The sequence below is a fragment of the Halosimplex halobium genome, assembly GCF_051414055.1.
In the GTDB taxonomy this organism is placed as follows: domain Archaea; phylum Halobacteriota; class Halobacteria; order Halobacteriales; family Haloarculaceae; genus Halosimplex; species Halosimplex halobium.
Genome location: NZ_JBLKNX010000013.1, coordinates 24,064 through 35,965, shown reverse-complemented (window position 1 = coordinate 35,965; position 11,902 = coordinate 24,064). Strand labels below are relative to the sequence as shown.

Genomic DNA, 11,902 nt, shown 5'->3' with positions numbered 1-11,902 from the left:
CGGACCGGCGAGCGTGACCGACCGGAGCCGCGACGCGCTGGCGGTGTTCGCCACGGGCGCCTTGCTGGGCGTCGCGATCCTGGGCAACTACGCCGTCAACCGGCCCGGCACCTTCGGCCTCAACTACCGCGTCTACCACGTCGCCGCCGAGGCCGCGCTGGCCGGCGGGGACTTCTACGCCGTCACGCCGCCGGACAGCGGCTACCACTACGTCTACCCGCCCGCCGCCGTCCTCGCGTTCCTCCCCTCGGCGCTCGCCGAGGGCTGGGTCCCGGGTTTCATCGCCATCACCGCCGTCTCCGTCGCCGCCAGCGCCGTCGCCGCCCGCCTGCTCGTCGACTACGTCGAGTCGCTCGGCTACGACGTGGGCCGCCTCGAACGGGCGCTCCTGTTCGCCTTCCTGCTCGCGTCGGCCCACTCGGCGCCCTCGCTGGGCTACGGCCAGGTGAACCACGTCCTCACCCTCGCGCTCGTCGCCGGGTTCGTCCGGCTCGCCCGCGACCGGGAGACCCGGGCGGGCGTCGCGCTCGCGATCCCCGCGTTCGTGAAGGTCTTCCCCGCCGCGGTCGGCCTCTGGCTGCTCCGGCGGCGCGCCTGGCGTGCCATCGGGGCGGCCGTCGGGACCGCAGCGAGCCTGTTCGGCCTCGGACTGCTCGTCTTCGGCGTCGACACCACCCGGACGTACGTCACCGACGCCCTGCTCCCCCAGCGCGAGACGGCCGACTTCGTCGGCGGACTGCCGCCGGGCAAGAGCTTCGTGACGCTCCGCCGGCCGCTGTCGGTGCTGTTCCCGAACGTCGACCCGGTCTGGTACGCCGTCGGCGCGGCCGCGCTGCTGGCGCCCGTCCTCGCCGCGCTGTACTACCGCCCCCGGACCGTCACCGACCGCCACGTCGCCGTCCACGGGACGCTGGTCGCGATGGTCCTCGCCTTCCCGTCGCTGCTGCTGTACTACGCCTACACCGCGTTCTCGCTCGTGGTCCTCCTCTACGACCTCCCCGCGGGCCGCGGTCGCCGGCTGTTCGTCGCCGGCGCCCTGCTGGCGAACGTCTCGCTGTCCTACGGCAACCTCCGGGAGACCCTCTGGGCGCTCCCGGTCGGTCCCGCTACCAGACAGGCGATACTCGACGCCGCGCTCCCGGTGCTCCGTCTCGGGACGCCCGTGCTCTGGGGTAGCCTGCTCACGCTCGCGGGCTGTCTCGTCTACCGCGTCGAGTCGGGGGCGCTGTCGGTCCCCGCGCCGCTCCGCGACGTTCTCGGCGACGGTGACGCCTGACCGAACTCGTTCACGCCCGCTCGCCCCAGGCCAGCCCCAGGTAGCCGAGCCCGAACTCCTCGAACCCGTGGTCGGGACAGTTCGAGTAGACGGCATCGCGGGCGGTCGCGACCCGCCGCTCCAGGCTCTCTGTCGGCGAGACGCGGCCGTCCCCGGGGGCGGCCAGGCGCACGAACGCGCGGAAGCCCAGGTTCAGCGGCGCGGCGACCCGCCGCTCGGAGCGGCCGGCGTTGAGCAGGACGATCCGCCCGCCCGGACCGAGCGTCTCGATCCACCGTTCGACGGCCGGACGCGGGTCGGCGAACATCCCGACGACGAACGTGGCGAGGACGGCGTCGACGGGACCGTCGACCGGCGGTCGACGGGCGTCGGCCTGCAGCAGGTGGACGTTCTCCCAGCCGGCGCGGTCGACGCGCTCGCCGGCCCGCCGCAACATCCCCCGGGTCACGTCGATCCCGACGACCCGTCCCTCGGGGCCGACCCGCTCGCGTAACTGGGCGAAGTTCGCGCCGGTGCCACAGCCCACCTCGACGACCGTGTCGCCGGCGTCGAGGTCGAGCCGGTCGGCCGCGCGGTCGCGCCAGGATTCGACGCCCGGCGCGGTCGCCAGCCAGTCGTAGGCGTTCGCCCAGCGGCCGTAGAACGCCTGGGTCGCCCGGGTGTCGTCGGCCATTACAGCTCCCTGACGGCGCGGGCGGCGGCCGGCGCCTCGTCGGCCAGCACGTAGACGATCGGTTCGACGCCGAACCCGCCGGTCTGGTAGAGCACGTCGGCGTCGGGCGACTCCGCCAGCGCGTCGGCGACGGCGGCGGTCGGGTCGCGGTCGGCGTCGAACTCGACGGCGGTGTACCCCGCCGCCTCCAGCGCCTCGACGAGTTCGGGGTCGTAGCGGACGTTCAGGGCCGCGCGGGCGTCGCTGCCGCCGGCCCGTGCTGCCAGCAGCACGCTCGCGACGTGCTCGCTGACGCCGAACTCCGGGTCCGCCGGGATCGCCGTCGTCCCCTCCAGGTCGAGGATCCGGCCCGGCACCGCGGCCACGTCCTCGATGCCGTCGGCGTCGGGCAGGCACTCGACGAGGTTGGAGCCGACCGCGGGCACCAGTTCGGGGAAGTCGTCGGTGTTCTCCAAGATGCGGACGCCCCGCCGGAGCGACGCGAGCACCTGCTCGGCCGCGCGGACGGTGCTGTCGGGGTCGTGGATGGCGAAGCGGTCGTCGCCGTACTCGGCGAGGCCGGGCATCTCCGCCTCGTGGAGCTGGGCGAGCAGGTCGCCCCGCTCCAGCCGGCGGACGAACACCTCCGCCTCGACGAGCGCCTGGACCGGGCTCATCTCGCCGCTGGCCAGCCCCTCGGCGAGCCGTTCGACCAGTTCGTCCATCCGCCGGTCGGCCAGCAGGCGCTCGTTGCGCTCGACCTCGCCGTGGACGTACTTCGAAACGGCGCTCTGGCTGATCCCCAGCAGTTCCGCGACCTCGCTCTGGGTGAGGTCGCGCTCGCGCAGCGCCTCGGCGAGCATCGACCTGAACGTCGGCAGGAACTCGTCGACGACGACCTCCTCGACGAACTTCATCGGCCGGTCACCGCCGTTCTCGCCAGCATGTCACTGGTCGCCTCCGAACGCCATCTCGTTTCTCGCCGACACCGTGCCGACACGCGAAGCGGTCGTCACTGGTCGCCTCCGAACTCGCGGTCGCCCTGGATCTTCGAGGCCTGCGGCCCGGACTGGTCCTGGTACTTCGAGCCGCGTTCCTCGCCGTAGGGCCGGTCGGCAGGAGTCTTCAGCTCCGTGAATGTCAGCTGGGAGATGCGCATCCCCGGCGTTAGCGCGACGGGCGCGGTTCCGAGATTCGAGAGTTCGAGCGTGATCTGGCCCTGATACCCCGGATCACACAGGCCTGCGGTGTTCGAGAGGAACACACCTCCGCGACCACCGAGGAAGTTCTCTATCGTCTCGCCGTTGGGCTGTACTTCGAGATCGTAGGTCGGTTCGACTCGGTCGGTTTCCTCGACTGAAACGACTTTTTCGAACCTGACGTCGCCGTCCAGAATCTGATCGAGTCGGGTCGTGTCTACCCCCGCCTCCGCATATGCATCGCGGAATCGCCTGAGAGTGTCCCGCTTGACCGTATCGTACTCTTCGTTTTCGACGTTGGATATGCTCGATTTCGACGAGTATCCCATCGCGTCTGCGGCATCCTTCATCCGCATATCTGCCGCATTCCGCATATTTCTGAGCAGCTTGTGCGGAGTGGGAACATACTGACCTCGCTTGTAACGCTCCCCACTGACATCGACAGACCACATCTCGCCTTCCCAGTCCACATCGCTCATCGGGATGTGATTCTCGCGTTCACGATTGTATGTGGAGCTAATACGCCCGAGCCGTGACGCCAAGTACATGACTCTGTTCGCGAGGTCCGCTCTGGCGGTGTAGAAGGTTGCTTGATGTTCTCGACGACACGCGTCTCCGTCAAGTAGCCCGTCAAGCAGCCCTTCCAGCACGTGCCTCGGCCACTCGAAGGCCTCATCCGGGATCGTCTTTCCATCGGCAGATCCGGCGAGGCTACGGATCACCTTCGACCAAAGCGCGGAACAGACCGTCAGTCTGGTAATACGCTCCTGTTCGTCCCACGAGATCGGGGTGTCATACTCTTCGAAGAACGAGGCAAACCGATCTAGATACTGGTCGTTCGTGTTCGCCACTTGGAGGTGTTTCCGCCGTCCGGATCCCTCGGCGATATAGAATCCCAGTACCCATCCGAACTCCTCGGTCAGTGGTATTTCCCTGGGTAGTTTGAGATCGCTCTGTCGGAAGGCGACCGCCACTTCGTCAGGCATCGAGCCCCGTGATACCGCCTCCATCGGTGCACTCCCGTTGTCCTCGTAGAACCGCTCGGAACCGCTCGGCATGCCGGATCGATCCATCTGTCCGAGCCCGTCAGTCGCGTAGAGGGTCGTCTCGGTCGGTTCTACGTAGTCCAACAGATCCAGCGAGCGTCGCTCGCTTGGTGAACCCGGGAGCTGTTTCGGGACCATCACGTGAGTCCCCTCGGCGTCTTCGCTCGCAATCCGAGTTACTCCTCCGTCCTCGTCAAGCGTGAAGAGGTTGTGATCCTTCGTCACATGGACTTGTCGTCCGGAGTCGAGCGTTACGCGGAAGATCCGTTTCGTTGGGTTCGTTATGTAGTCGGTTACCCGATGAGTCCCGACTCGAAGTGTCTTCGGATCGAACGAGACTGCATAGGCGTCGATCTCGTTCTCGACTACGTTACCGATCTCGTAGAATCCGAACCCATCTTTCGGTGTCCAGAGAAACACTTCCTCGTCGTACGGGAGCGACGCATGCACCACGATGGCGAGCCGGCCCAGCGAGGACCGCCCCTCGACGTGGGCGATGAGGTCGTCGGGGATCTCGACGCGCTCGCGGGTCGTCCCGAGCACGAAGTCGCCGGGGTGGAGGATGTACTCGCCGTCCTCGGGGACCTCGACGCGGTCGGTGTAGTCCTCCGTCTCCTGCTCGCTGTTGGGGTGGATACAGGGGATGTTGGCGTGCTGGAACTCCAGGAACTCCCGGCCGAGCCGCAGGTCGACGCTGGCGGGCTGGATCTGGATGTCCGGGTCGTCGAGGGGTTCGACGACCAACTCGCCCGCCTCAAGGCGCCGCAGAATATCGGCGTCCGACAGTATCATACAGGTGTCTCTCCCCGCTGGCGTGAAAATCTCACGGTTGCCGCCGGCCCGGATCCACACCGTGGTGGCGACGCCGGCCGCGTTCGTCGTCGCCGCGGGCTGCTCCTCGGTGGGCGAGCGAGACAGTATCGGCTACCGCTCGACGGGCTCGTAGACGAACCGCTCGACCCGGGCGGGTGTCGCCCCGGTCGGCCCGTCGCCGGCGACGGCGTAGGGTCCGACCACGACGCCGGTGAACCCGCCCGCGACCTCAGTCGCGAGGTACTTCGGCCGCGCCTCGGCGATCGGTTCGCCGTCGACGCGGAACTCGTAGGACTCGGCGGCGGCGTCGACACCGAGCGTCACCCGCTCGTCGACCGGTTCGCGCGCGAGCACGTCGGTCGCGTCGCCGACGGTGACCCGGACGACGGCCTCGGCGTCGCCGTCACCGGTCAGGCCGTCGGAGCCACCGCCGCTACTCGCCACGACCCCGACCTCGTAGTGGTGCTCCTCGTCCATGACGAGCGCCAGCCCCGCCTCCTCGCCGGGGTCGGGGTCGAAGGCGAGGTCGGCGCGGACCCGACAGTCGAAGTTCGTCTGCCGGCGCGCGAGGAAGGTCGTCCCCTTCTCGTCGAGGGTCTCGGGGCCGCCCCGGAGGACGAGGCCGTCGTCGGTGAAGTCGTAGCGGTCGCGGTCGGGCGTCCGCCGGTAGACCCACTCGTGGCTCCGACCCTCGGAGAAGTCGGTGTCCGTGTATTCGATGGGACCTGGGCCGGCGTTCACAGGGGTAGCGTCACCCGGCAGATCCCCGGCGTCGATCTCCGCCGGCACCTCCTCGCCGGCGACGACCGGCCACCCGTCCTCCCAGGCGACGGGTGCGAGGAACGTCTCGCGGCCGAGGTGGTGCCAGCCGGGGAAACCGCCGCGAGGGCGGATGCCCAGACAGACCAGCCACCAGTTCCCCTCCGGGTCGGTCACGAAGTCGGCGTGGCCGGTCGCGTGTACGTCGCGGTAGAAGTCGTCGCGGTGGGTGAGGACCGGGTTCCCGGGGTGGGGATCGAACGGTCCCGTCGGGTCGTCGCTCCGGCCGACCATCACGGAGTGGCCGGTGTGGGTGCCGCCCTCCGCGGCGACGAGGTAGTAGCTCCCCGCCCGCTCGTAGAGGTGGGGCGCCTCGGCGTGGGGGTCCTCGTGGCCGGTCCAGACGGTCCGGGGCTCACCCAGTTCGCCGGTTTCGAGGTCGATCTCGGCCTGTTCGATCCCGCGGTCGGTGTCGGTCGTGAAGTAGGTGAAGTAGGCGGTGTCACCGTCCCAGAAGAGGTCCGGGTCGATGCCGGGCGCGTCGACGGAGACGGGGTCGGACCAGTCGCCGGCGGGGTCGTCGGCGGTGACGACGAAGTGGCCGCCGCCGCTGGTGTTCGTCGAGGTGAGGTAGAAAGTGCCGTCGTGTTCGCGGATCGTCGGCGCGAAGATCCCGCCCGAAACCCGGGCATCGCGGGTGTCCAGTTGCGACTCGCGCGTGAGCGCGTGACCGATCGGTTCCCAGTCGACCAGGTTCTCGCTCCGGTAGAGCGGCAGGCCGGGGAAGTACTCGAAGGAACTCGTCGCCAGGTAGAACGTCTCGCCGACCCGGCAGACCGACGGGTCGGGGTGGAAGCCGGGCAGGACGGGGGTGGTCGGCATACCCCACCGCTCGGCGGCGGGGGTGGTAACTCCTGCGGACCCTCGCACCGCCCGGGGAGTCGGTGCGGGATGGAAAGGCAGTTACGCGCCCCCTGCCTCGAGGAGACCATGAAGCAGGCCATCGTCGCCCGCGCCGACCTGGGGATGGGCGAGGGGAAACTCGCCGCGCAGGTCGCCCACGCCTCGCTCATGGCCTACGAGGACGCCGACCGGGGGGCCGCCAGCGAGTGGAAGGGCAGCGGCCAGAAGAAGGTCGTCCTCCAGGCCGACGGCGAGTCCCAGCTGTTCGAACTCGCCGACAAGGCCGAACGCGAGGGGCTGCCCCACGCCGTCGTCCGCGACGCCGGCCACACGCAACTCGAACCGGGGACCGCCAGCGCCCTGGCCGTCGGCCCCGCCCGCGACGACCTCGTCGACAAGGTGACCGGCGACCTCTCGCTGTACTGAAACCACGCGACTACGGCGTCGCGGTCGGTTATCTTCCACGCACAACCGGCGAGTTTTTTTATATAACAACCCCTAACCTCGAGTTAGTCACGACGACTCAGTGACGCACTATGCAGGATCAGAACCAGCAGGCGTACGACCGCGGGACCTCGATCTTCTCGCCGGACGGACGCCTCTACCAGGTCGAGTACGCTCGGGAAGCGATCAAGCGCGGCACCGCCAGCGTCGGGGTTCGCACCGCCGACGGCGTGGTGCTCGCCGCGGACAGGCAGGTCCGGTCGCCGCTCGTCGAGAAGGGGAGCATCGAGAAACTCCACCGCGTCGACGACCACATCGCGGTCGCGAGCGCGGGCCACGTCGCCGACGCGCGCCAGCTCGTCGACTACGCGCGCGAGCAGGCGCAGGTCAACCGGCTGCGCTACGACGAACCGATCGGCGTGGAGTCGCTCGCGAAGGAGGTCACCGACTACATCCAGCGCTACACCCAGAGCGGCGGCGTCCGCCCGTTCGGGGTGGCGCTCGCCATCGGCGGCGTCGACCCCGACGGGACGCCGAAGCTCTTCGAGACCGACCCCTCCGGGACGCCCTACGAGTGGCAGGCGACCGCCATCGGCGGGAACCGCGAGCGGCTCATGGGCTTCCTCGAAGACGAGTACCGCGAGGGGATGGACCTCGACGCGGGGGTCGCCCTCGCGCTGGAGGCGATCGGGGAGGGCGACGAGGACCGGACGGTCGACTCCGAGGCGGTCGAGGTGACCGTGGTCGACACCGAGACCCACCGGGTGCGCTCGCTCGACCCCGAGGCGATCGAGAGCCACCTCGCCGAGCTGGACCTGGGAGGTGAGGTCGATGAGTAGATTCACCGACCCGTTGACCGGCGCCGACGCCGTCGGCGACCCGACCGCGCCCGAACTCGCCGACGGGTTCGGCAGCGGCCACTCCGGCGGCGGAAGCGGAGCCGGGGACGGCACCGGGAACGCCCGGGCCCGCGACGAGGAGTCGGTCAACAAGACGGGGACGACCACGGTCGGCATCGCGACCGAGGACGGCGTCGTCGTCGCGACGGACAGGCGCGCCTCGCTGGGCGGGCGGTTCGTCTCGAACAAGTCCGTCCAGAAGGTCGAGCAGATCCACCCGACGGGCGTGCTGACGCTCGTCGGCAGCGTCGGCGGCGCCCAGTCGTTCATCCGGACGCTGCGCTCGGAGGCCGACCTCTACGAGGTCCGCGAGGGCGAGCCGATCGGGATCCACGCGCTGGCGACGCTGGCGGGCAACTTCGCCCGCGGCGGCCCGTGGTTCGCGATCAACCCGATCCTCGCCGGCGTCGACGACGAGGGCAGCCACGTCTACAGCATCGACCCCGCCGGCGGGGTCATGGCCGACGACTACACGGTCACCGGCTCGGGGATGCAACTCGCACACGGGGCCATCGAGGGCGAGTACGACGAGGCGATGAGCATGGCCGAGGCCCGCGACCTGGCAGTGCGGGCCGTCGAGGCCGCCAGCGAGCGCGACACCGGCTCGGGCAACGGCGTCTACGTCGCCGAAGTCACCGCCGAGGGCGTCGACATCGAGGGGTTCGACGAAACCGAGGCGGCGCTGGCCGAGTAGCGAGCGTGAACGCGCCGGCCCCGCGACCCACCCGTTTTCGAAACGGACGCGAGCGGCCGCGGCGGTCTAGTTGTTGAGGAAGTAGACCTGTTTTCGGGCGTCGTGGAAGCTGTACCGCGAGCCCACGAGGCCGGACTCTTCGAGACGGTTGAGTGCGTAGCGGACGGTCCGGTCGGGCAGCAGCGACTCCTCGGCCAGCTGGCCCTGCGAGAGCGGGGCGTCCGTCTCCAGTACCTTCGCCACTAGCTTCGCGCTCGGGGGGAGCTCGCGGAGCCGCTCGCGGAACTCCGCCTCACCCAGCGCCTCCTCCGCTGCGGCCTCGTCTATCGTCGTGCTCATGTCTCCTCGTCTCGCGAGGGTACTGGTAAAAGTTGGCTATATGGGTGACCATACAGTCCAAACCATATAAGGTAACCTATTATTTCTGCCCGTCCGTCGAACGTATCGCCGGTAGGCGGCGGTTTCGGACGAATTCGACGCGGAAAAAGCGGACCCGGTCGCCGCGGGCCACACGTTTTCGTCGCTGTGGGCCGACGGTCCGGTATGGCGTCGATCCCGGAGTCGTATCACGAACTGTTCGACAAGGAGACGTACGCCCACTTCGCGACGCTGACGCCGGAGGGGTTCCCGCACGTCACCCCCGTCTGGGTCGACTACGACCCCGAGGCCGACCGGGTCCTGGTCAACACGGCGCGGAGCCGGCGGAAGGAACGCAACGTGCGCGAGGACCCCCGCGTCGGCGTCAGCATGGTCGACCCCGACGACGCGTACCGCTACCTGTCGGTGACCGGCGAGGTGACGGCGCTGACCGAGGCGGGTGCCGAGGACCACATCGACGAACTCGCGGCCCGATACCTGGGCGTGGACACCTACCCCAGCTACGACGACGACCCCGGCCCGAGAGTGATCCTCGAGATCCGACCGGACGAGGTGTTCGCGTCCGACGTTTCGTAGCGACCCCGAGGTGAGCACCGGCGGCCGGCGACCGACGCCCGCCGGCGCGTGGCCCCCCGACCGCTTTCAGTACTCTTTTGCCCCCCGAGGGGGCTAATTTCGGTATCGTGAAGGGTCAGGAGTGGTACCAGCAGGAAACTGTCGTCGAGTCCTACGAGGACAAGCGCTTCTCCCGCGGCGGGGGTCGGCTCACCGACCGGCTGGAGAAGGAAGCGGTCGGCGAGGCGCTCGCGCCCGTCGAGGACAGGAAGATACTCGAGATCGCCTGCGGCACCGGCCGGTTCTCGGTGATGCTCGCCCAGCAGGGCGCGGACGTGGTCGGGCTCGACATCTCGGCGCCGATGCTCGGCGAGGGCCGCCGGAAGGCCCGCCAGGCCGGCGTCGACGACCATCTGGAGTTCCTGCGCGGGGACGCCGCCCGGCTCCCGTTCCCCGACGACCACTTCGACTCCGTGTTCGCCATCCGCTTTTTCCACCTCGTCGACGAGCCCGCCGAGTACCTCCGCGAGCTGGCTCGCGTCTCCAGCGACCAGGTCGTCTTCGAGACGTACAACCGCTTCTCCGGCCGGTCGCTGTACAACTGGGCACTCCCGATGGGGTCGCGGCTCTACTCCCGCCGTGAGGTCGACGGCATGCTCGCGGCCGCCGACCTGCGGCTGACCGACGAGACCCACGAGTTCGTCGTCCCGTTCGGCCTCTACCGCAAGCTCCCCGGCGGCGTCGCGAAGGCCTTCCGCAGCGTCGAGGAGGCCGTCGACCGCACGCCGCTGGGCGACAGCCTCGCCTCGATCTCCTACTGGGACGCCACCGTCGAGTAGCGCGCCCGGGCACCGTGGTTCGCCGTCGCAGGGTCCGCTCGTCCCACGACTTTTATACGCGTCGAGGCTGCTACGGACTGTATGCAGCTCTCGGTGGTGGTTCCGACGCTCGACGGCCGGGAGCAACTCGCCCGGACGCTCGACGCGCTGGTCGCGCACGTCCCCGCGGCCGAGGTGGTGGTCGTCAACGGGCCGTCGACCGACGGGACGACCGGGATGGTCCGCGAGCGCGACGACGTGGACGTGCTCGTCGAGGTCGCCGACCGCACCGTCACCGCCGCGCGCAACGCCGGCATCGAGCAGGCCACCGGCGATATCGTCGCGCTGGTCGACCAGGGACTGGCCGTCACCGACGAGTGGCACGACGCACTCGTCGCCGGCCTCGACGGGGCCGACGTGGTCTCCGGCCCGGTCCACGAGCGGCTGCGCGGCGGAATGACCACCGAGGAGGTCGAGTCCGACGCGCTCGCCGGCCGCGAGGTCACCTACTTCAACGGCGGCAACGTCGCCTTCTCGCGGGCGGCCCTGGACGCCCTGGACGGCTTCGACGAGTACCTGGAGATCGGCAGCGCCCGCGACGGCGCCCACCGGCTCGCCAACCTCGATTACACGGTCTCCTGGCAGTCCGGGATGGGCGTCGCCCGCGAGGTCGGCGCCGACGGCGGCGGGCCGACCAGCGACCCCGGCTGGAAGTACCGCTCGCTTTCCTACCGCCTCGTCAAGAACTACGGCGTCCGCCCGCGCGTAGCCGCGCGGATGGTGGCCCACGCCGGCCGCGACGCCCTCGACTCGCTGCGGGACGTGGCCCGCGGCGACGGCACGCCCTCGAGCTGGCTCACCACCGGCCGCGACGTGCTCTCCGGGCTGGCCGTCGGCGCCAAGGACGGCGCCTGGGCGCGCCTGCTCGACCGTTCCCCCCGCCGCAACCCCTACGGCCGCTCCGCCCGCTCCGAGCGAGCCGTCGCCGTCTACGACCGCCGCTGACCGATTCCTCGCCGAACTCCGGAGAGCGAGACCCGTCGAACCACTCGACAGCCACTCGTGACGAACTCCGTGTGAACAGCGGGTGCGGCGCGGTCGGCGCGCGCTGGAGCGCGCTCTCGTGCGCGCGACCGTAGCCGCGCGAGGGATTCGCGACTCGCGTGTCGCGAATCGGCTGGGGAGGCTCGTGGCCGTCTGCGGTGCTGTGCGGGGCGGTTGCGGTGTCGTGCCGTGCTGTTGCGGTCCCTGGCGGACTGAACGGGCGAGGCGCGCTCGCGCCGAGAGTCGCCTGAGCGGGCACTATCCGCGCGGGCGGTGCGGAGAGCGCGGATATCCCGCCTCAGCGACCGCGAGCGCGTCGAGGGCGTTCGGCGCTCACCGTCGAGTGCGGTAGACGCGACAGCTAGCGAGCGCGACCGGAGCGGTCACCGTTCACTCCCGACTGGAAGTATCACGATGGACAC

Annotated in this window: 12 protein-coding genes and 1 pseudogene; 7 read left to right on the top strand and 6 right to left on the bottom strand. The window is 69.8% G+C overall.

Annotated elements, in window-relative coordinates:
- Positions 1-13: 13 nt before the first annotated feature.
- Complete coding sequence (locus tag ACMGFG_RS14175) at positions 14-1,276, top strand: glycosyltransferase family 87 protein (RefSeq protein ID WP_436930979.1); 1,263 nt, start codon at positions 14-16, stop codon at positions 1,274-1,276.
- A gap of 10 nt (positions 1,277-1,286) precedes the next feature.
- On the opposite strand, the gene ACMGFG_RS14170 is transcribed toward ACMGFG_RS14175, so the two are convergent.
- The 5 genes and pseudogenes from ACMGFG_RS14170 to ACMGFG_RS14150 form a co-directional block, all read right to left on the bottom strand.
- On the bottom strand, positions 1,287-1,949 hold the full coding sequence (locus ACMGFG_RS14170) for a class I SAM-dependent methyltransferase (RefSeq protein ID WP_436930978.1): 663 nt from the start codon (positions 1,947-1,949) through the stop codon (positions 1,287-1,289).
- Complete coding sequence (locus ACMGFG_RS14165) at positions 1,949-2,845, bottom strand: thiamine-phosphate synthase family protein (RefSeq protein WP_436930977.1); 897 nt, start codon at positions 2,843-2,845, stop codon at positions 1,949-1,951. Before ACMGFG_RS14165 ends, ACMGFG_RS14170 begins: the two co-directional genes overlap by 1 nt.
- Before the next feature lie 95 nt (positions 2,846-2,940).
- Complete coding sequence (locus ACMGFG_RS14160; RefSeq protein ID WP_436931112.1) at positions 2,941-4,623, bottom strand: dCTP deaminase domain-containing protein; 1,683 nt, start codon at positions 4,621-4,623, stop codon at positions 2,941-2,943.
- Positions 4,612-4,965: pseudogene (gene dcd / locus ACMGFG_RS14155) on the bottom strand (dCTP deaminase); the annotation flags it as partial. The gene ACMGFG_RS14160 and the pseudogene dcd, both read right to left, overlap by 12 nt.
- Positions 4,966-5,097: 132 nt before the next feature.
- A complete protein-coding gene (locus ACMGFG_RS14150; RefSeq protein WP_436930976.1) occupies positions 5,098-6,627 on the bottom strand; it encodes a glycoside hydrolase family 43 protein in 1,530 nt (509 codons plus the stop codon).
- A 108-nt stretch (positions 6,628-6,735) separates the two neighbouring features.
- Between ACMGFG_RS14150 and pth2 the strand changes: the two genes are divergently transcribed.
- The 3 genes from pth2 to psmB all read left to right on the top strand — a co-directional run bounded on the left by pth2 (position 6,736) and on the right by psmB (position 8,685).
- Positions 6,736-7,074: a peptidyl-tRNA hydrolase Pth2 gene (gene pth2 / locus ACMGFG_RS14145; protein WP_436930975.1), complete on the top strand. Its 339-nt coding sequence runs from the start codon at positions 6,736-6,738 to the stop codon at positions 7,072-7,074.
- A 110-nt stretch (positions 7,075-7,184) separates the two neighbouring features.
- Complete coding sequence (gene psmA / locus ACMGFG_RS14140) at positions 7,185-7,931, top strand: archaeal proteasome endopeptidase complex subunit alpha (protein WP_436930974.1); 747 nt, start codon at positions 7,185-7,187, stop codon at positions 7,929-7,931.
- On the top strand, positions 7,924-8,685 hold the full coding sequence (psmB, locus tag ACMGFG_RS14135; RefSeq protein WP_436930973.1) for an archaeal proteasome endopeptidase complex subunit beta: 762 nt from the start codon (positions 7,924-7,926) through the stop codon (positions 8,683-8,685). Before psmA ends, psmB begins: the two co-directional genes overlap by 8 nt.
- A 66-nt stretch (positions 8,686-8,751) precedes the next feature.
- On the opposite strand, the gene ACMGFG_RS14130 is transcribed toward psmB, so the two are convergent.
- The gene (locus ACMGFG_RS14130) at positions 8,752-9,024 is read right to left on the bottom strand and encodes a MarR family transcriptional regulator (protein ID WP_436909491.1); all 273 of its coding nucleotides are present in this window, start codon (positions 9,022-9,024) and stop codon (positions 8,752-8,754) included.
- Between the two features lie 204 nt (positions 9,025-9,228).
- Between ACMGFG_RS14130 and ACMGFG_RS14125 the strand changes: the two genes are divergently transcribed.
- The 3 genes from ACMGFG_RS14125 to ACMGFG_RS14115 all read left to right on the top strand — a co-directional run bounded on the left by ACMGFG_RS14125 (position 9,229) and on the right by ACMGFG_RS14115 (position 11,441).
- Entirely contained in the window at positions 9,229-9,639 is a 411-nt protein-coding gene (locus ACMGFG_RS14125; protein ID WP_436930972.1) for a pyridoxamine 5'-phosphate oxidase family protein, read from the top strand.
- Between the two features lie 107 nt (positions 9,640-9,746).
- A complete protein-coding gene (locus ACMGFG_RS14120; RefSeq protein ID WP_436930971.1) occupies positions 9,747-10,457 on the top strand; it encodes a class I SAM-dependent methyltransferase in 711 nt (236 codons plus the stop codon).
- 81 nt (positions 10,458-10,538) lie between these two features.
- Entirely contained in the window at positions 10,539-11,441 is a 903-nt protein-coding gene (locus ACMGFG_RS14115; RefSeq protein WP_436930970.1) for a glycosyltransferase family 2 protein, read from the top strand.
- Positions 11,442-11,902 lie beyond the last annotated feature (461 nt).

Bases quoted from the DNA above. Each gene is read 5' to 3' on its own strand.
- psmB (WP_436930973.1), top strand. From the start codon at position 7,924: ATGAGTAGATTCACCGACCCGTTGACCGGCGCCGACGCCGTCGGCGAC.
- ACMGFG_RS14125 (WP_436930972.1), top strand. From the start codon at position 9,229: ATGGCGTCGATCCCGGAGTCGTATCACGAACTGTTCGACAAGGAGACG.
- psmA (WP_436930974.1), top strand. From the start codon at position 7,185: ATGCAGGATCAGAACCAGCAGGCGTACGACCGCGGGACCTCGATCTTC.
- pth2 (WP_436930975.1), top strand. From the start codon at position 6,736: ATGAAGCAGGCCATCGTCGCCCGCGCCGACCTGGGGATGGGCGAGGGG.
- ACMGFG_RS14130 (WP_436909491.1), bottom strand. From the start codon at position 9,024: ATGAGCACGACGATAGACGAGGCCGCAGCGGAGGAGGCGCTGGGTGAG.
- ACMGFG_RS14150 (WP_436930976.1), bottom strand. From the start codon at position 6,627: ATGCCGACCACCCCCGTCCTGCCCGGCTTCCACCCCGACCCGTCGGTC.
- ACMGFG_RS14165 (WP_436930977.1), bottom strand. From the start codon at position 2,845: ATGAAGTTCGTCGAGGAGGTCGTCGTCGACGAGTTCCTGCCGACGTTC.
- ACMGFG_RS14115 (WP_436930970.1), top strand. From the start codon at position 10,539: ATGCAGCTCTCGGTGGTGGTTCCGACGCTCGACGGCCGGGAGCAACTC.
- ACMGFG_RS14170 (WP_436930978.1), bottom strand. From the start codon at position 1,949: ATGGCCGACGACACCCGGGCGACCCAGGCGTTCTACGGCCGCTGGGCG.